The 18,400-nt window shown below is 63.7% G+C and carries 16 protein-coding genes; 8 read left to right on the top strand and 8 right to left on the bottom strand.

All coding sequences use genetic code 11. The features are described 5' to 3' along the window. Positions 1–19: 19 nt before the first annotated feature. The 8 genes from AC1DKQ_RS05840 to dnaA form a co-directional block, all read right to left on the bottom strand. A complete protein-coding gene (locus tag AC1DKQ_RS05840) occupies positions 20–622 on the bottom strand; it encodes a DUF3566 domain-containing protein (RefSeq protein WP_476883085.1) in 603 nt (200 codons plus the stop codon). Beyond that, a complete protein-coding gene (gene gyrA, locus AC1DKQ_RS05835) occupies positions 619–3,354 on the bottom strand; it encodes a DNA gyrase subunit A (protein WP_476883084.1) in 2,736 nt (911 codons plus the stop codon). The genes AC1DKQ_RS05840 and gyrA overlap by 4 nt, the downstream gene beginning before the upstream one ends. 59 nt (positions 3,355–3,413) lie before the next feature. Then, complete coding sequence (gene gyrB, locus AC1DKQ_RS05830; protein WP_476883083.1) at positions 3,414–5,513, bottom strand: DNA topoisomerase (ATP-hydrolyzing) subunit B; 2,100 nt, start codon at positions 5,511–5,513, stop codon at positions 3,414–3,416. 413 nt (positions 5,514–5,926) lie between these two features. Continuing rightward, positions 5,927–6,490: a DciA family protein gene (locus tag AC1DKQ_RS05825; RefSeq protein WP_476883082.1), complete on the bottom strand. Its 564-nt coding sequence runs from the start codon at positions 6,488–6,490 to the stop codon at positions 5,927–5,929. Continuing rightward, the gene (gene recF, locus AC1DKQ_RS05820) at positions 6,487–7,734 is read right to left on the bottom strand and encodes a DNA replication/repair protein RecF (RefSeq protein WP_476883081.1); all 1,248 of its coding nucleotides are present in this window, start codon (positions 7,732–7,734) and stop codon (positions 6,487–6,489) included. The genes AC1DKQ_RS05825 and recF overlap by 4 nt, the downstream gene beginning before the upstream one ends. A gap of 45 nt (positions 7,735–7,779) precedes the next feature. Then, positions 7,780–8,664, bottom strand: a complete 885-nt coding sequence (gene gnd / locus AC1DKQ_RS05815) for a phosphogluconate dehydrogenase (NAD(+)-dependent, decarboxylating) (RefSeq protein WP_476883080.1) — start codon at positions 8,662–8,664, stop codon at positions 7,780–7,782. Positions 8,665–8,763: 99 nt separating this feature from the next. Further along, a complete protein-coding gene (dnaN, locus tag AC1DKQ_RS05810) occupies positions 8,764–9,888 on the bottom strand; it encodes a DNA polymerase III subunit beta (RefSeq protein WP_091560743.1) in 1,125 nt (374 codons plus the stop codon). Between the two features lie 586 nt (positions 9,889–10,474). Continuing rightward, positions 10,475–11,896: a chromosomal replication initiator protein DnaA gene (gene dnaA / locus AC1DKQ_RS05805; RefSeq protein ID WP_277524928.1), complete on the bottom strand. Its 1,422-nt coding sequence runs from the start codon at positions 11,894–11,896 to the stop codon at positions 10,475–10,477. 464 nt (positions 11,897–12,360) lie between these two features. Here dnaA and rpmH point away from each other — a divergent pair, with 464 nt between their 5' ends. The 8 genes from rpmH (at position 12,361) to AC1DKQ_RS05765 (ending at position 18,083) form a co-directional block, all read left to right on the top strand. Continuing rightward, positions 12,361–12,498: a 50S ribosomal protein L34 gene (gene rpmH / locus AC1DKQ_RS05800; protein WP_003800212.1), complete on the top strand. Its 138-nt coding sequence runs from the start codon at positions 12,361–12,363 to the stop codon at positions 12,496–12,498. Between the two features lie 41 nt (positions 12,499–12,539). Beyond that, positions 12,540–12,950 (top strand): ribonuclease P protein component, encoded by a 411-nt coding sequence (gene rnpA / locus AC1DKQ_RS05795; RefSeq protein WP_476883079.1) that lies wholly within the window; start codon positions 12,540–12,542, stop codon positions 12,948–12,950. Then, complete coding sequence (gene yidD / locus AC1DKQ_RS05790) at positions 12,943–13,353, top strand: membrane protein insertion efficiency factor YidD (protein ID WP_476883078.1); 411 nt, start codon at positions 12,943–12,945, stop codon at positions 13,351–13,353. Before rnpA ends, yidD begins: the two co-directional genes overlap by 8 nt. Before the next feature lie 15 nt (positions 13,354–13,368). Further along, positions 13,369–14,346 carry a membrane protein insertase YidC gene (gene yidC, locus AC1DKQ_RS05785; RefSeq protein ID WP_476883077.1) on the top strand — a complete coding sequence of 326 codons (978 nt, stop codon included), beginning with the start codon at positions 13,369–13,371 and terminating at the stop codon, positions 14,344–14,346. Continuing rightward, a complete protein-coding gene (locus AC1DKQ_RS05780) occupies positions 14,346–14,936 on the top strand; it encodes a Jag family protein (protein ID WP_476883076.1) in 591 nt (196 codons plus the stop codon). The genes yidC and AC1DKQ_RS05780 overlap by 1 nt, the downstream gene beginning before the upstream one ends. A 16-nt stretch (positions 14,937–14,952) precedes the next feature. Then, positions 14,953–15,603 (top strand): 16S rRNA (guanine(527)-N(7))-methyltransferase RsmG, encoded by a 651-nt coding sequence (gene rsmG, locus AC1DKQ_RS05775; RefSeq protein WP_476883075.1) that lies wholly within the window; start codon positions 14,953–14,955, stop codon positions 15,601–15,603. 87 nt (positions 15,604–15,690) lie between these two features. Then, complete coding sequence (locus AC1DKQ_RS05770; RefSeq protein WP_476883074.1) at positions 15,691–16,758, top strand: ParA family protein; 1,068 nt, start codon at positions 15,691–15,693, stop codon at positions 16,756–16,758. A gap of 68 nt (positions 16,759–16,826) precedes the next feature. Next, positions 16,827–18,083 (top strand): ParB/RepB/Spo0J family partition protein, encoded by a 1,257-nt coding sequence (locus AC1DKQ_RS05765; protein ID WP_476883073.1) that lies wholly within the window; start codon positions 16,827–16,829, stop codon positions 18,081–18,083. The last annotated feature ends 317 nt before the right edge of the window (positions 18,084–18,400 follow it).

The raw sequence follows: 18,400 nt of genomic DNA, 5'->3' as shown, positions 1-18,400 counted from the left end.
CCGCGGAAAAGTGCGGGATTTAGTCGTCCGTGAGGGTCACGCCGATACCGCCCACGAGCGTCGCCGCAATGTTGTACAGCACCGCCGAAAGCATCGACAGGGCCGTCAGCAGCACCACGTTGATCACGGCGATGATGGTCGCGAACGAGGCCACCTGCCCGAGCGACGCCACCTTCTTCAATTCAAAGCCGCCGCCTTCGGAACCGGCGAGGGTCCCTAGCAGGCTGTCCACCTGGTCAAAGATCCCAGTCAGATCCAAAACGGTCCAAAGCACGATGGCCGCCACGACCGTGACGATTCCCAGCGCCACGGAGAGCAGGAAGGCCATCTTCAGCACGGACCAGGGGTCCACCTTGCTGACCAGGAGCCTGGCACGGCGCACCTTGGCCTTGGGAGCCGGCTTGATCAGCCCGGCTGTGCCCTGCCCGCCGGACTGGGCTGGGCGCTGTCCCGGGACCGTTGGGCGCTGTCCGGGTGCGGGTGGACGCTGTCCCGTTCCTGCGGCCGCGCCGGACACGCCAGGGCGCTGCTGCGGACGCGAGGGGGCTCCCCCTACGCGCGGTGCGGCTGCGGGTTGCCGCACGCCGCTGCTGGGCTTGGGATATGAGTCGGAATTACTCACTCGTTACCTCCGGTGTTGTCTTCGTCCAGCTCGGCATTGCCTGATGACTCATCTGACTCCGGGGCCGGTACTGATTCTGCCGTTGCGGAGTTGTCATGCAATCCGCCATTTTCAGCCAACGTTACGTCATCCGGCGCGGAAGCCCGATTTTCGGCGTCGTCACTTGTATCTTCACCTGTGTTGTCGCCTTCGGCTGGTTCCTCGCTTTCCAGCCCGCGTTCACTGTTGCGTGCAACGGCGATGATGCGGTCGTTCTTATCCGGCTTGGCAAAGATCACACCCATGGTGTCGCGGCCCTTGGCCGGCACGCCGGTGACCGAGGAGCGGACTACCTTGCCGCCCTCCATGACCACCAGGACTTCATCCTCTTCTTGGACGATCAGGGCACCGACTAGGTGCCCGCGCTCCTCCTGGTACTTGCCGACCTTGATGCCGAGGCCGCCGCGGCCCTGGAGCCGGTATTCCTCCACTGCCGTCCGCTTGGCGAAGCCGCCCTCGGTGACGATGAAGACGTATGAGCCGTCCTTGACGACGTCGGCCGCGAGCAGTTCGTCGTCTTCGCGGAACTTCATGCCGGTCACACCGGAGGTGGCGCGGCCCATCGGGCGCAGCGCATCGTCCGTCGCGGTGAAGCGGACGGACTGTCCCTTGCGGGAGACGAGCATGAGGTCGTCGGTTTCGGAGACCAGCTGGGCCGAGACGAGCTCGTCGCCGTCCCGCAGGTTGATCGCGATCACGCCGGCGGACCGGTTGGTGTCGTAATCTTCCAGACGGGTCTTCTTGACCAGGCCGCGCTTGGTGGCAAGTACCAGGTACGGGGCGTGCTGATAGTCGCGAAGGTCCAGCACTTGGGCGATGTGCTCATCCGGCTGGAAGGCCAACAGGTTGGCCACGTGCTGACCCTTGGCGTCGCGTCCGGCTTCGGCGAGCTCGTAGGCCTTCGCCCGGTAGACCCGGCCCAGGTTGGTGAAGAACAGCAGCCAGTGGTGCGTGGTGGTGACGAAGAAGTGCTCCACGACGTCGTCCCCGCGCAGCTGGGCGCCCTTGATGCCCTTGCCGCCGCGCTGCTGGGAGCGGTAGTTGTCGCTGCGGGTGCGCTTGACGTAGCCGCCGCGGGTAATGGTGACCACCATTTCCTCTTCGGGGATCAGGTCCTCCATCGACATGTCGCCGTCGAAGCCCATGAGCACCTTGGTGCGGCGGTCGTCGCCGTGCTTGGCCACGATTTCGGCCAGTTCCGCGCTGATGATCTCCCGCTGGCGCTCTTCGGAGGCCAGGATCGAGTTGTACTCGGCGATCAGGGCCTCGAGTTCGGCATGGCGGTCCTGGATCTTCTGGCGCTCCAGGGCGGCGAGCCGGCGCAGCTGCATGTCCAGGATGGCCGTGGCCTGCAGCTCGTCGATGGCGAGCAGTTCCATCAGCCCGTCGCGCGCGGCCTGCGTGGTGGTGGACGCACGGATCAGGGCGATGACCTCATCGAGCGCATCCAGCGCCTTGAGAAGGGCCCTCAGGATGTGCGCTTCCTGTTCCGCCTTCCGCAGCCGGTACCGGGTGCGGCGGGCAATGACGTCCATCTGGTGCGTGACCCAGTGCCGGATGAACGCGTCGAGGCTGAGCGTGCGCGGCACCCCGTCAACGATGGCGAGCATGTTGGCGGCGAAGTTGTCCTGCAGCTGGGTGTGCTTGTAGAGGTTGTTCAGCACCACCTTGGCCACGGCGTCACGCTTGAGCACAATGACCAGGCGCTGGCCCGTGCGGCCCGAGGTCTCATCGCGGAGGTCGGCGATGCCGGAGATCTTGCCGTCCCTGACCAGTTCGGCGATCTTGATGGCCAGGTTGTCCGGGTTGGCCTGGTACGGCAGTTCGGTGACCACCAGGCATGTGCGTCCCTGGAGTTCCTCGACGCTGACCACTGCGCGCATGGTGATGGAGCCGCGGCCGGTGCGGTAGGCATCCTCGATACCCTTGTGGCCCAGGATCGTGGCGCCGGTCGGGAAGTCGGGGCCCTTGATGCGCAGGAGCAGCTCTTCGAGCAGTTCCTCGCGGCTGGCTGTCGGGTTGGACAGGTACCACTGCACGCCGTCGGCGACTTCACGGAGGTTGTGCGGCGGGATGTTGGTGGCCATGCCGACCGCGATACCCGAAGAGCCGTTGACCAGGAGGTTGGGAAACCGCGCCGGCAGGATGGTGGGTTCCTGGTTCTTGCCGTCGTAGTTGTCTTGGAAATCGACGGTTTCCTCGTCGATGTCCCGCACCATTTCCATGGCCAGCGGAGCCATCTTGGTTTCGGTGTACCTCGGGGCGGCTGCGCCGTCGTTGCCGGGCGAGCCGAAGTTTCCCTGCCCGAGCGCCAACGGGTAGCGCATGGTCCAGTCCTGGATCAGGCGGACCAGCGCATCGTAGATGGCCGTGTCGCCGTGCGGGTGGTACTGGCCCATGACCTCGCCCACCACACGGGCGCACTTGTTGAAGGAACGCTCGGGGCGGTAGCCGCCGTCGAACATGGCGTACAGCACGCGGCGGTGGACGGGCTTGAGTCCGTCCCGGACATCCGGGAGGGCGCGGCCGACGATCACGGCCATGGCGTAGTCGAGGTAGGAGCGCTGCATTTCCGTCTGCAGATCCACCTGTTCCACACGGTCCGTCAGCACATCGCTGTCCAGGACAGTGCCTTCAAGTACGGGCTCGCCAGCGGCCGAGCCGGCCGGGACCTCGGGTGTTTCGTCACTCATAGTCTATATTTTCCGTTTCAGGTATATATCAGTCCGGGAATATTCAGGGCTGTTGGCCGCTAGATATCGAGGAACCGAACGTCCTTGGCGTTCTGCTGAATGAAGTTTCTGCGGGATTCGACGTCCTCGCCCATCAGGGTGGAGAAGGTCTGGTCCGCGGCGAGGGCATCGTCCATGGTGACCTGCAGGAGGGTGCGGTGGTCCGGGTCCATGGTGGTGTCCCAAAGCTCTGTGTAGTCCATCTCGCCGAGGCCCTTGTAGCGCTGGATCCCGTTGTCCTTCGGAATACGGCGGCCGGCGGCCTGGCCGGAGAGCAGCTTGGCGTCCCGTTCGCGGTCGCTGTAGACGTAGTCGTGCGCGGCGTTGGACCACTTGATCCGGTACAGCGGCGGCTGCGCGAGGTAGACGTAGCCGTTTTCAATCAGCGGCCGCATGTAGCGGAACAGCAGCGTCATCAGCAGCGTCGTGATGTGCTGGCCGTCCACGTCGGCATCGGCCATCAGGACGATCTTGTGATAGCGGAGCTTGGCGATGTCAAAGTCTTCGCCAATTCCCGTGCCGAAGGCCGTGATCATGGACTGGACCTCGGCATTGCCGAGGGCCTTGTCCAGCCGTGCCCGTTCCACGTTCAGGATCTTGCCGCGCAGCGGCAGGATGGCCTGGGTCTCCGGGTTGCGCCCGCGCTTGGCGGAACCGCCGGCGGAGTCGCCCTCCACGATGTAGACCTCGCACTTGGCCGGATCTTTCGAGGAGCAATCCGAGAGCTTGCCCGGCATGCCGAAGGATTCCAGCGGGCTCTTGCGGCGGGCGTTGTCGCGGGCCTTCCGCGCGGCCATGCGGGCCTGGGCCGCCGAAATGGCCTTCCGGATGACATCGCGGGCGGGGCCGGGGTTGCGTTCCAGCCAGTCGCCGAGGCCGTCGGTGACAACGCGCTGGACGAAGCCCTTGACCTCGGAGTTGCCGAGCTTGGTCTTGGTCTGGCCTTCGAACTGCGGCTCGGCCAGCTTGACGGAAATGACTGCCGTCAGGCCCTCGCGGATATCGTCGCCGGTGAGGTTGTCGTCCTTTTCCTTGATGATGCTTTTCTCCCGCGCGTAGCGGTTGATGAGCGAGGTCATCGCGGCGCGGAAGCCCTCTTCGTGGGTGCCGCCTTCGTGCGTGTTGATCGTGTTGGCATACGTGTGGACGCTCTCGGAGTACGCGTTGGTCCACTGCATCGCCATTTCCAGGGCGATGTGCCGTTCCGTGTCCTCGGTCTCGAAGGCGATGACGTCCTCGTGGACTACATCAACCTTCTTGCCGGAGTTCAGGTGCTTGACGTAGTCCAGCAGCCCGTCGTCGTACTGGTAGACCACGGTGTGGAATTCCGCGGGGATTTCGCCTTCAGTGGGGACAGTGTCCAAGTCCAGGTCGTCGTCCTCGGACGGTTCCTCCGGAGCACGGCGCTCGTCGGTCAGCGTGATGCGCAGTCCCTTGTTAAGGAAGGCCATCTGCTGGAAGCGGGCACGCAGTGTTTCAAAGTCGAAGTAGGTGCTCTCGAAGATGGTGGCATCCGGGTAGAACGTCTGCGTGGTGCCGGTCTCGGTGGTTTCCTCGCCCTGGACCAGGCCGCCTTGGGGCTTGCCACCGTCGGCGAAGGACATCCGCCAGACGTGTCCCTGGCGGCGGACCTCGGTGTCGACGCGGCTGGAGAGGGCGTTGACCACCGAAATGCCGACGCCGTGGAGGCCGCCGGAGACGGCATAGCCGCCGCCGCCGAACTTGCCGCCGGCGTGCAGGATCGTCATGACGACTTCCACGGTGGGCTTGTGCTCGGTGGGGTGCATGTCCACGGGGATGCCGCGGCCGTTGTCGACCACCTTCACGCCGCCGTCGGCCTGCAGCACGATTTCGATGTGCGTGCAGTACCCGGCCAGGGCCTCATCCACCGAGTTATCCACCACCTCGTAGACCAGGTGGTGCAAACCACGGGGTCCGGTGGAGCCGATGTACATGCCGGGACGTTTCCGGACAGCTTCCAGGCCTTCAAGTACGGTGATGTCGCTGGCGCCGTATTCGCGCGATGTCGCGGTCCCCGACGACGGCGCTGCCGCCGCCACTTGCCCTACCGCTTCCGCTACGTCTTCCACTGCCGGGATCTCTGCATTGTCGTTAGCCACAGGCGCTTTCGACTCCTCTATGTTCGTTGAAGGCCGGCCGTTGCCTCTTCCGTGGAAAAGGCTCCTGCCAACAGGCACGTCACTGACGACGCCGGGTGTTCCGCTGACTTGGGATTCCGTCCACCGCACGCTGAAATTGCGTCGGAAACGGACTCAGTCAACGCTTCACCGGCGCCCAGTTATCTCCACCGATTCTATCGTGTTATAGGACCCAAACCCGCATTCCAGGGCGCCAAACGGGCAGGAAAGTGCCGCTGGGAGGCCGCTGGCTCCCCCTGCAAGGGTTTCGGGGTCCAGCCCTAGGGTGCCTATACGACTCCGGGGCGTTCGAGCGCCCTACACGCCGCTTGCGGATTTTTCAAGGTTTTTTGCAAGAAGTGCTTCAGATCCGGTGCGCGCCTCTGCGGCCAGGGTTAACCGTACGTGTCGCGGGGCCCGCGGCCGTTGACCGTCCGGAGGCCCTTGCGCCAGCTCGGCGCGGCGGGTCCGAGCACCTGGATGCTGGTGACAACACCGTCACCCAGGTCGGTGCGGAATTTCTCCAGTAGGCTGCTGCTGAGCAGCCGAAGCTGGGTCGCCCACGCCGTGGAATCGGTGCGCACATGCAAGGTGGTGTCCGTGAAACTCTCAGGGGTGCAGTGTGCCGAGATCTCCGGACCGACCAGCACGGCCCACTGCGCCATGACGGAGCCGACGGCCACCGGCGAGCTCCAGCCGCGTTCGGCCACGAGGCGTCCCACAACCTTTCCCAGGCCCAGCGGATCCCGGCCGGTGCCATGAAACTGGGAGAATCCGCGGGTTCCCCGCGCCGTGCGGCCGGGTTTTGTCGCGGCGGCGCCGGGGCGCGGCGGAGCCTTGCGCCGGATTTCGCCGCGGGCAGCGGCGGCGTCGCGCATCCTGTTCAGTGCGGCCTGCGCGGCGTCGATCTCGTCGGGGTCGCGGCCCGGTTGGAGGCCGCCGTCGGTATCCTTATTCATCGATTTTCCTGCTCATCGATTCCTCCCGGGATGACCTTCACCCGCCGGCCGGTCAGTTCCGCCGGGATATCGGCCTCGACGGCGGCAGTGACCAGCACCTGCTCGGCGCCGGATACTATTGCCGCCAGTTTACGCCGCCGCTGGACGTCAAGTTCGGCAAATACGTCGTCCAGGATCAGGATCGGAGGCGACCCCCCGGTGCGGGCGTCGTCGAGCATGACGTAGTAGGAGGCCAGGCGCAGTGACAGGCACATGGACCAGGTTTCCCCGTGCGAGGCATAGCCCTTGGCAGGGGCGGATCCCAGCACCAGCTCAAGCTCGTCGCGGTGCGGCCCGACCAGGGAGATGCCCCGTTCCAGTTCCTTGCGGCGGGATGCGGCAAAGGCCTGGATGTAGCGGTCGGTGAGCTGCTCGACGGAGAGCAGGCGCAGATCCTCCGCCGCCGGCGCGGCAGCCGCGTCGGTGACGACACCGGCCTCCGTGGCGGCGCCGTCCGCAGGTCTGGCCCCAGAACTGGCCGCAGCGCCGTCGTCGTCCAAAGTGTCCTGCAGCGTGGAACGGTACACGGCAGCGGCCTCCTTGGAGCCGTCGGTCAGCTCCGCGTAGGCATTTTTCAGGTGTGGTTGCAGGCGCTCCACAAGCTCCAAGCGCGCGTGCAGCAGTTCGGCTCCGGCCCGGGCCATGTGCTGGTCCCAGACGTCGAGCGTCGCCTCATGGCCGGCAGTGAATTTCCCGGTCCGCCCAGATTTGAGCAGCGCGTTCCGTTGCTTCAGCACCCGGTCATAGTCACTCCTGGTCGCGGCGTGGCGCGGGATGAGGCTGACCAGCAGTTCATCCAGGAACCGGCGGCGGTTTGACGGATCGCCCTTGACCAGCGCCAGGTCCTCCGGAGCGAAGAGCACCGTCTGGCAGATGCCAAGCAGGTCCCGGGCACGGACCGGGTTGCTCCGGTTGATGCGCCCACGGTTGGCCCTGGAGGCGTTGATTTCCAGTTCGAGCACGGTGGCCTGATCGCCGCGAACCAGCTTGGCCCGGATCATCGCCCGCTCGGTGCCAAAGCGCAGCAGCGGCCCGTCCGTGCTGACGCGGTGCGAGTTGAGCGTGGCAAGATACCCGATCGCTTCCATCAGGTTGGTCTTGCCGATCCCGTTGGAGCCCACCAGGACGGTGACTCCAGGCTCGAGGCTGAGATCGACCTGCGCGTAGCTGCGGAAATCTGTGAGCGAGAGTTTTTCTAGGTACACGCGGGATTCAGGACTTCGCAGGCAAGATAAATTGTCCGGGCAGGATTACTTGGCGGGCCGGGTCGCGTGGCCGCCAAACTGGTGGCGCAGCGCGGACACCATCTTCATGGCCGGCGAGTTGTCCTCGCGGGAGGAGAACCTGGCGAACAGCGCAGCCGTGATTGCCGGAGCCGGCACGGCATTGGCGATCGCTTCCTCGACGGTCCAGCGGCCCTCGCCCGAATCCTCGACGTAGTCCGAAATCGATTCCAGTCCGGGGTCCTCATCCAGTGCCTTGACCATGAGGTCCAGGAGCCAGGAGCGCACAACGGTGCCCTTTTGCCACGCCCGAAACGTCCCGGGAAGATCGGCGACGATGTCCTTCGCGGCCAGGAGCTCGTAGCCTTCCGCGTAGGCCTGCATCAGGCCGTATTCGATCCCGTTGTGTACCATCTTGGCGTAGTGGCCGGCACCGATGCCGCCGACGTGCACGAAGCTGTCGGCGCGTTCGCCGGCGGGACGGAGCGCGTCGAAGACGGGGAGGGCCCGTTCGATGTCCGCGGCGTCGCCGCCTGCCATGAGGCCATAGCCGTTCTTAAGACCCCAGACGCCGCCGGAGACTCCGCAGTCCGCAAAGCTGATTCCCTTTTCGGCCAGCGCCGCGCCGTGTTTCTGGTCTTCGGTGAACCGGGAGTTGCCGCCGTCGATCACGAGGTCGCCGGCGTCGAGCTTGGCGCCGAGTTCAGCGATGACGGCATCGGTGATGTCGCCCGAGGGGACCATGACCCAGATGAGCCGCGGCGCCGGAACGGCGGCGATGAGTTCGTCCACAGAGGCGACGTCGGTGATGTCCGGGTTGCGGTCAAGGCCGGTGACCTCGATCCCGCCGTTGCGCAGGCGTTCGCGCATGTTGAAGCCCATTTTGCCAAGGCCGATTAGTCCGATGTGCACGGGATGAACTCTTTTCTGCGCTGGGTGCTTCGTGGTGACGTCACTCAACTGACTCACAGTTGGGCCGTTTTGAGGGGTCAGAACGGCCCCAACTGTCAGCTAGTTGGGCAGCCGGACGGGCATGACGAGGTAGCGGTAGTCGCCCTGGTCCTCGCCCTCGGCGTCCTGCTGCGCTGTGATCATGGCCGGCTTGGGTGCGGTAGTGAAGGAGAACCGCACGAACTTGGTTTCGATGACGCTCAGGCCCTCGATCAGGTAATGCGGGTTGAAGGCCACAGTGATGTCCTCGCCGGACAACTGGGCTTCGAGTTCCTCGGAGGCCTGGGCGTCCTCGCCGGTGCCCGCGTCCAAGTGCAGCTGGCCCTGGGTGAAGGCGAGCCGGACAGGGGTGTTGCGTTCGGCCACGAGCGAGACGCGGCGGACGGCTTCGACCAGCTCTTGGGTCTGCACGGTGGCATGGATGGGGGTGGAGTCCGGGAAAAGCGAACGGATCTTGGGGTAGTCGCCATCTACCAGGAGCGAGGTGGTAGTCCTGCCGCCGCTCTCGAATCCGATCAGCCGGCTGTCGTCATCGGCGAGGGCGATGTTGATGTCGCCGCTGCTGCCCAGAGTTTTTGCCACTTCGTTAAGGGTCTTGGCCTTGACCAGAGCGCTCGTGGAAATGCCGGGAGTCACAGGCTTCCAAGGGACTTCCCGCATTGCCAGGCGGTAGCGGTCGGTGGCCAGGAGGGTGATGAGGTCGTCCTCGATTTCCATCCGCACGCCGGTCAGGATCGGCAGGGTGTCGTCCTTGCTGGCAGCGATGATCACCTGGGACACCGCCTGGGCGAACGAATCGCCGGGAACGGTGCCGCTGATGGTGGGCAGGGCCGGCAGCGGCGGGTATTCAGCCTCGGGCATGGTGGCCAGGTGGAAGCTGCTTCGGCGGCATGTGAGTGTCACTTTGTTGCCGTCGGTTTCGACCTCGACCGGGGCGGACGGCAGGCTGCGGCAGATGTCCGCGAGCAGGCGGCCCGAAACCAGGATGGTGCCTTCGGTGCTGATGTCAGCAGGGATTTCGAGCCTCGCGGAGGTCTCGTAATCGAAGCTCGAGAGGCTGACGGTACCGGCTTCAGCTTTCAGGAGCAGGCCTGAAAGTACGGGAACAGGCGGCCGCGGAGACAACGACCGGGCGGTCCATGTCACGGCTTCTGCCAGGACGTCCCGTTCGACTCTGAACTTCACGGAAGGGTGCCGCCTTTCATTGCTGCTGTTAGTGCTGAAAATCGCTGAGACTTCTCAAGCTGCCGCGGACCTCGGCAGGGACGCCGAACTCCGTCAACAAGGGAATCGTCCGCCCTCCCCGGGCCTCATGGCCCGCAGGGAACCACAAAAGATGTCCAGGACGGACGCACTGGAGACAGCTTAGCCCCAAGGTGAGCGTTTCTCCCATCCCCGGGTTACATCAGTGTTGTTCGCGGGGCCGGTCTGCTGTGCCGGTCCGGAACGGGCCTGGGCACTGCTCGGAAGTGGGAAGGAGATTGTTGTTTGAGGGAATTTCATTTTCTTGGGATTAGTAGTGTTAATAACTGCTGTGGAAACTGTGGATAACTCGATCCTGCCGTGCGAATCCGCGGTGATGCCCTGTTCATGGACTGTGGGTGGAGCAGGTTTTAAACAGGGTGTGGATGGGGACAAGTTTTTTGGCCGGTTCGCTGATCCACAGGCGCCTTAAGGGTTTTAAGCCCATTAACCGCGGTTGTCCCCTTAAGTATCCACAGGGTTGTCCACAGGGCCCTGTTAATAAGGTAAGAGTGCGCCGGCGGACGGCTCAGGAATTACGCTGCTGCTGCTTGATCCGGTTGGTCAGCTCGGTCACCTGGTTGTAGATGACCCGGCGCTCGGCCATGAGTTCGCGGATCTTGCGGTCGGCGTGGATCACGGTGGTGTGGTCGCGGCCGCCCAGCTCCTGACCGATCTTGGGCAGGGACATGTCCGTGAGCTCCCGGCACAGGTACATTGCGATTTGCCGTGCGGTCACCAGCGTGCGGGTGCGCGACTTGCTGCAGAGTTCTTCCATGCTGAGCTTGAAGTAGTCGGCCGTCTGCGTGAGGATCTGGGCCGAGGTGATTTCCTGGGCGCCGTCGTCGGTGATGAGGTCCTTGAGCACCATCTCGGCCAGGGCCACATCCACCGGCTGCCGGTTCAGGCTGGCGAACGCTGTAACGCGGATGAGGGCACCCTCAAGCTCGCGGATGTTGCTGGAAATCTTCGAGGCGATGTATTCGAGGGCATCATCCGGGGCGGAGAGGCCCTCGCTGAGGGCCTTCTTGCGCAGGATCGCGATGCGGGTCTCCAGCTCGGGCGGCTGGATGTCGGTCAGCAGGCCCCACTCGAAGCGCGACTTCATGCGGTCTTCGAAGCCGGCGAGCAGCTTCGGCGGCTGGTCCGAGGTGATGACCACCTGCTTGTTGTTGTTGTGCAGGGCGTTGAACGTGTGGAAGAACTCCTCCAGCGTCCGGTCCTTGCCGGCCAGGAACTGGATGTCGTCGATCAGCAGCACGTCCACGTTGCGGTACGTGGTCTTGAAGCTGGTGCCTTCGTCGTCTCGGATGGAGTTGATGAAGTCGTTGGTGAATTCCTCGGAATTGACGTAGCGGACCCGGATCCCGCTGTAGAGCCGGCGCGCGTAGTGGCCGATCGCGTGAAGCAGGTGGGTCTTGCCTAGTCCGGAGTCGCCGTAAATGAACAGCGGGTTGTAGGCCTTCGCCGGTGCCTCGGCCACAGCCACGGCGGCTGCATGGGCGAACCGGTTGGAAGAACCGATCACGAAGGTGTCGAAGACGTACTTCGGGTTGAGTCGGCCGAATTCGTGCGAGGTGCTCGGCAGCATCGGCTGCGGCTTCAACTCCACGGTCGGGTCGGCGGCCAGGGAAAGTTCGACGTCGGGTTCGGGTTCTGTGTGCAGGGGCACCAGATCGGTGTCGACGTCGATCGCGCAGCGGATCTCGTCGGAAAACACGCTGCGGAGGGCGTCGTCGAGGGCTTCCTTGACCTGGGTCTGCAGCACTTCGCGGGTGAGCTCGTTGGGGACGGCCACCAGAAGGGTGGAGCCGATCAGGCCCTGGGCCTGGGCCAGGATCACGAAGCCGCGCTGCCGGGGAGAGACACGGTGGTCGTTCTCCAGAAGGCTCACAACCCGCCGCCAGGAACTTCCGACAGTGTTGGCTTGGTTGGCTTCGTCTACTGTCATCAATCAGTTCCTCAAACTTGCTGGCCTGCATTACGTGCATCCACGCGGTCCGGAGCGGTACACCGGCCCGGCTCAATCCACAGGGTTATGCACAGTCCGTGGATAAGGGGTTACTGAGCCACTGTAGGGGATGAAAAGGCTAGAAGATAGCTGGGTTCAGTCCTGTGGATAATTACACCGTTGTGGTTCTCAAAAGGGGCGGGTGACGCACTTCATCCACAGGCTGCGAAAGCAGTTAGCCACAGCTGGGGATAGCTTTCGGAGCGACCCCCGGTTTGACTCGGGAGGGCGGCAAGCCCTAACGTTGTGAAGTCCCATGTGTACGCTTTTCGCCTCATCTGAATCTCGCCTGACGCCCCGCGTCGTGCGAGTTACGAGGGAAGTGGCACATACCAAAACTTAGCGTCGGCCAGTTCTTCCCCTTGATCGGGTGGGCGCACCTTTGATCCACTGGAGTAACTAACGTGAGCAAGCGGACTTTTCAGCCGAATAACCGCCGTCGAGCCAAGAAGCACGGCTTCCGCCTTCGTATGCGTACCCGTGCCGGCCGTGCCATCCTGGCAGCCCGTCGTGGCAAGGGCCGCACCGAACTGTCGGCCTAAATAACTGACTCGTCGGTCCATATCCCTGTGCGAGTTGAACGGTGCTAGCCACCAGGAACCGTCTGCGGACTTCAACCGATTTTTCAACAACTGTACGTTCCGGTGTCCGCAATGGACGCCGGAACGTAGTGTTATATGCGGTAGCTCTCGCTGCCGATGAACCAAGCCGGATCGGATTCATCGTTTCCAAGAGTGTTGGGAACGCTGTTGTCAGGAATCTCGTTAAGAGGAGACTGAGAGAAGCCGGTGCATTGTCGTTGCAGAAATACGGCAGCGGGTTCGCCATCGTGGTCCGGGCACTGCCCGCCGCGTCGGGAGCCAGCTGGGACCAGCTGCTGGCCGACTATGACGCCGCTTTGGAAACGACCATGAAGCGGCTGGGCAGCCACCTTCTGAAGGCTGCTTCATCAGGTTCTAACGAGACAACACAGGAAGGGACCCCGCGTGCGTAACTCAACTGCCGCCGTCGTCCCCCGCCTGTTCATTGCGGCGCCCGGATCGGTGCTGAGCCGGTTGGCGACCGCCGTCTGGAACCTGCCCCGTAACATCCTCATCCTGCTGCTGATGGCCTACCGCAAGGTGGTCTCGCCGCTGTACGGCCAAGTGTGCCGATTTTTCCCCAGCTGTTCGGCCTATGCCCTTGAGGCGATCACGGTACACGGTGCTGTGAAGGGAAGCTGGCTGGCTGCCAAGCGCCTTTCGCGCTGCCACCCCTGGAATGCCGGCGGTGTGGACCATGTCCCCGCCGGGCACCGGGAATGGCCGGCCGGCCGCACCCCCACAATTGTTGTGCTGAACAATCCGGACCAGTACCTGGCTGCTCAGACTGATGGAGAAGGCCGCTCTGCGGCCTGACGAATAGGGAATCGTATGGACATCTTTGGAACACTTTTGGCCCCGTTCAAGTGGCTGGTCTCAGCCATCATGGTGGGCTTCCATGACGGACTCAGCGCCATCGGCATGCCGGCGGCCAGCGGCTGGACTTGGACCCTGTCCATCATCGGGCTCGTGCTGGTCATCCGCGCGGCCCTGATTCCCGTCTTTGTCAAGCAGATCAAGGCCCAGCGCGGCATGCAGCTGCTGCAGCCGGACCTGAAGAAGATGCAGGACAAGTACAAGGGCAAGACCGACCAGCTGTCCCGCCAGGCCATGGCGCAGGAACAGATGGCGCTGTACAAGAAGCACGGCACCAACCCGTTCTCGGCCTGCCTGCCGATGCTGATCCAGATGCCCTTCTTCTTTGCGCTTTTCCAGGTGCTCTCCGGCATCAGTTCGGCGAAGGCGGGCGGCCAGGGCATTGGTGCCATGAGCCCGGAACAGGTCAAGCAGTTCGACGAGTCCACCATTTTCGGCGCCCCTCTGTCGGCATCGCTGCTGCACGGTGGCGGCGGCAACCAAATGTCGGTGTGGATCCTGTCCATCGTGATGATCCTCGCCATGACAGCCTCGCAGTTCATCACGCAGAAGCAGATCATGGCCAAGAACATGTCCGAAGAGGCCCTGGCTAGCCCGTTCATGCGCCAGCAGAAAATGATGCTTTACATCCTGCCGGTGGTCTTCGGCGTGGGCGGCATCAACTTCCCCATTGGCGTCCTGATCTACTGGACCACCACCAACCTCTGGACCATGGGACAGCAGTTCTTCGTGATCCGCCGCATGCCTACCCCGGGATCGCCTGCCGCCAAGGCTCTTGCCGAGCGCCGGGCCGCCAAGGGCCTGCCGGCCCTGCCCCTTCTGGGCGGCAAGAAGCACGAAGCCGCGACGGCCGAGGCTTCGGCCGCAGCCGCCGCCGTGGAGGCCAAGACCCAGCGCGTCCAGCCGCAGCGTAAGAACAGGAAGAGGAAGTAATGTCTGCCGAGAGCACCGAGAACGCTATTTCCGCCGAGTTTGACGACGACCAGGACACGGTTCAGGACTCGCCTGAGGACGCAGCCCAGGGTGCGGAGAACGGCATCGGCAAGAGTGTTTCCGCAAGCCGCCTGGAAGAAGAAGGCGACGTCGCTGCGGACTACCTTGAGGAGCTGCTGGACATCGCGGACATCGATGGCGACATCGACATCGAGGTCCGCAACGGTCGCACGTATATCTCGATCGTTGCCGACGAGGAATCGGCTGGGCTGGACAGCCTGGTGGGCCGTGAGGGCGAAGTTCTCGAGGCGCTCCAGGAACTGACGCGGCTCGCTGTGCTCTCCGCGACGGAAAACCGGTCGCGTCTGGTCCTGGATATCAACGGGTACCGTGCGGAGCGTGCCGGCGACCTGCAAAAGATCGCTGAAGACGCCGTCGCCGCGGTTAAGGACTCCGGCGAGGCCGTAGCCTTGGCCCCGATGAGCGCCTACGAGCGCAAGATCGTGCACGACGCCGTCGCAGATTTGGGACTCGTCAGCGAGTCCGAAGGCGAAGGCGCCGACCGGCACATCGTTGTCTCCGCAGACTGAACCGTTGACTAGCTTGATGGTTGAAATTACCGCCGCCGAACTCAAAGCAGCAGAGTCCATCTTTGGTGACCGCCTGGACCTGGCCACCCGCTACGTAGAGCACCTGGCGACGTCCGGGACAGAACGGGGCCTGATCGGCCCCCGCGAAGTACCCCGGCTGTGGAGCCGGCACGTGCTTAACTGCGCCGTCATCGAGAGCCAGATTGCCCACGGAAGCCACGTCGCCGACGTCGGCAGCGGTGCCGGCCTGCCCGGCCTGTGCCTGGCCATCGCCCGGCCGGACCTGGAACTGACCCTGATCGAACCGCTGGAGCGCCGCGTCATCTGGCTCCAGGAGGTGGTGGATGACCTTGGCCTCGAGAACGTCACGATCATGCGCACCCGGGCGGAACTCGCCGTGGGTCTCGTGAACGCCGACGTCGTGACGGCCCGTGCAGTATCCGCGCTGGCCAACCTCGCCGGACTGACCATTCCGCTCCTGGCTGGCAAGGGTGAAGTCGTTGCCATCAAGGGACGGAGCGCCGGCGAGGAAATTGAAAAAGCCGCCAAGATTATCCGCAAACTGGGCGGCACTAAGACGTCCGTGGTGGTGGTGGGTGAGGACCTGCTTGAGGAACCCACCACCGTTGTGCGAATCGTAGTGAACAAGCCTCAAAAGATTACCTAGCACCGGCCCCGGTGCCCGGGGAGTCCGAGGGGAAGAGGTTAGGCTAGTAACCGGCAGTAAAAGCCGAATGAGAGTGAGCGTGTCATAGTGAGCAGTAGCGAAGCCTCCACACAACGGATCCCGCCGTTTGTGTCCCTGGGGTCCGCACGGGCGTTTACGGCTCCTGCAGTAGCTTTTGACTTCTCCGGAAATCACACGGCTTCGGTTGTAAAAGCAACCGGAATGGCCGGTGTTTCACGTGAAACCTCTCTTCCACATTCCGGGAACGTGCTGGACTCCATTGACGATTCCAGCCCTATCGCGCGGGAACTCGCGCATGAAAACAAGCGCCGTGAGCGGTTGTTTGGCCGGCAACTGCCCAAACCGGAAAAGACCCGCGTCTTCACTGTCTCTAACCAGAAGGGCGGCGTCGGCAAGACGACGACGACCGTCAACATCGCCGCCGCGCTGGCGGCCGCTGGTCTGAATGTACTTGTGATCGACATCGATCCGCAGGGCAACGCCTCCACAGCCCTGGGAATCGAGCACCACGCCGACGTCGACAGTATTTACGACGTCCTGATCAACGATGTCCCGCTGAAGGATGTCGTGGCCCCGTGCCCCGACATCGACAACCTGATTTGTGCGCCCGCCACCATCCACCTTGCCGGCGCCGAAATCGAACTTGTCAGCCTGGTGGCCCGCGAGCAGCGGCTGCGCCGCGCTATCGATGTGTACTCCAAGGAGCGCGCCAAGAATGGCGAAGAGCGACTGGACTACATCTTCATTGACTGCCCGCCGAGTCTCGGGCTGCTGACGGTCAATGCTTTCTGCGCGGCCGGCGAAGTCCTCATTCCGATCCAGTGCGAGTATTACGCCCTCGAAGGCCTCAGCCAGCTCCTGAAGAACATCGAGATGATCCAGAAGCACCTGAACGCCGATCTGGTTGTTTCCACGATTCTGTTGACCATGTATGACGGCCGCACCAACCTCGCCGCCCAGGTGGCAGCCGAGGTCCGGGAGCACTTCCCGAAGCAGGTGCTCGGTGCGGTGGTGCCGAGGTCGGTGCGTATTTCCGAAGCACCGAGCTACCAGCAAACCGTCATGACGTATGATCCTTCTTCAAGCGGCGCCCTGTCTTATCTGGAAGCCGCAGCGGAAATCGCGGAACGTTAGAATCTTTTCAAGAATTGCACTAACCAGAGCCAGGTGAATCCCGGCTCTTCCACTGGAGGGATTTATCCATGAGCGATAAGCGACGCGGCCTCGGCCGTGGACTTGGCGCACTCATTCCAAGTTCCGCCGCGGCTGCCTCCGGAAACGGTGCTGCCCCTTCCCGGCCCGTGGACCTCTTCTTTCCCGAAGCCCGAAAAAAGACTTCCGATGCCGAGGCGCTCCCGGGCATCAATGCCGAGCAGTCCAAGTCGCCGGGGTCCGCGCCCGTCAAGGCCGATCCTTCTGATGTCACTGTTGACGCCGCTGAAGCCGGCGGCTCTGCTGCCGACGCCGAAGTAGCTGGCGGCGCGGCCGGTGCGGGGTCCAAGAAGACACCCGTTCGGAAGACGGCTGTCCCGAAGTCGTCGCCGACTGCTGCCAAGCAGTCCGCGGCCGACGCCGGCGAGCAGTTGGCGTTCGAGTCCACGTCGGAGCCCCGTGATGAGCCATCTGTTGAACTCATAGAAGTGCCCGGTGTCAGGTTTGCCGAAATTCCAGTCACTGATATCCACCCCAACCGCAAACAGCCCCGCTCGGTCTTCGATGAGGATGACATGGCGGAGCTGGTGCACTCCGTGCGGGAAATCGGTGTCCTCCAGCCAATTGTGGTCCGTACCTCAACCGAAGAGGGTGGCGAACCGTACGAGCTCGTCATGGGCGAGCGACGGTGGCGTGCAGTACAGGCCGCGGGCCTGGAAACAATCCCCGCAATTGTCCGTGACACCACCGATGACGACCTTCTTCGCGATGCGCTGCTGGAGAACCTGCACCGCAGCCAGTTGAATCCGCTCGAAGAAGCCGCGGCGTACCAGCAGCTCCTTGAGGATTTCGGAACTACCCACGAGCAGCTGGCGGACCGGATCGGCCGTTCTAGGCCCCAGGTGTCCAACACCCTGCGGCTGCTGAAGCTTCCCCCGTTGGTCCAGCGGCGGGTTGCCGCAAGCGTCATCTCCGCAGGTCACGCCCGCGCTTTGCTTGCACTTCCGGACGCCGCGGCCATGGAGCGGCTGGCGCAGAAGATTGTGGCGGAGGGCATGTCGGTCCGGGCAACCGAAGAGGCCGTCACCCTGTACCAGAGCCCCGCCTCGCCGGCCAAGAACAACATCCCACGCCCGGGGGCCCGCCACGAACGGCTGGACTACCTGGCGTCGTCGCTGTCTGACCGCCTTGATACCAACGTCAAGATCTCGCTCGGAGCCCGTAAGGGTCGTGTGAGTATTGAGTTCGCCAGCGTCGAGGACCTGAATCGCATCATGGACGTCCTGACACCCGGGGCGCCCAGCTAGGTCGCCAATCACTGAGTATTCGAGGAGGGTCTGTTTCACGTGAAACAGGCCCTCCTTTCTTGTTAACCTCAGTACCGCGGATCCCGGGGACTTCTGAGGGACGGGTTCCCGCTCTCGTTCGTCCGCCGTGGCTGCCGGCATATTGGGGCATCACTTCGTGGGGCGGAATCGTCGCTGTTGACGTGGCGGACCGCCTGGTAGCCCAACGAGGGGAGACCCCGGGTTCTGGTCGCTCCGGCTTATGGCGTCACCTCGCGGTGCACGTGCGGGCGGGAGGCGCGCTGCAGAGTCCGCGCCATCACTATCGCTTCTCAGCG

The sequence above is a fragment of the Arthrobacter sp. 05L421 genome, assembly GCF_056397785.1.
Note: the sequence above shows the minus strand (reverse complement) of the source record. Positions and strands in the feature narration are given on the sequence as shown.

Coding starts and splice junctions, on each gene's coding strand:
- AC1DKQ_RS05780 (WP_476883076.1), top strand. CDS start 14,346: ATGTCTGCCGAGAGCACCGAGAACGCTATTTCCGCCGAGTTTGACGAC.
- AC1DKQ_RS05765 (WP_476883073.1), top strand. CDS start 16,827: ATGAGCGATAAGCGACGCGGCCTCGGCCGTGGACTTGGCGCACTCATT.
- dnaA (WP_277524928.1), bottom strand. CDS start 11,896: ATGACAGTAGACGAAGCCAACCAAGCCAACACTGTCGGAAGTTCCTGG.
- yidC (WP_476883077.1), top strand. CDS start 13,369: ATGGACATCTTTGGAACACTTTTGGCCCCGTTCAAGTGGCTGGTCTCA.
- AC1DKQ_RS05825 (WP_476883082.1), bottom strand. CDS start 6,490: ATGAATAAGGATACCGACGGCGGCCTCCAACCGGGCCGCGACCCCGAC.
- gyrA (WP_476883084.1), bottom strand. CDS start 3,354: ATGAGTGACGAAACACCCGAGGTCCCGGCCGGCTCGGCCGCTGGCGAG.
- rsmG (WP_476883075.1), top strand. CDS start 14,953: ATGGTTGAAATTACCGCCGCCGAACTCAAAGCAGCAGAGTCCATCTTT.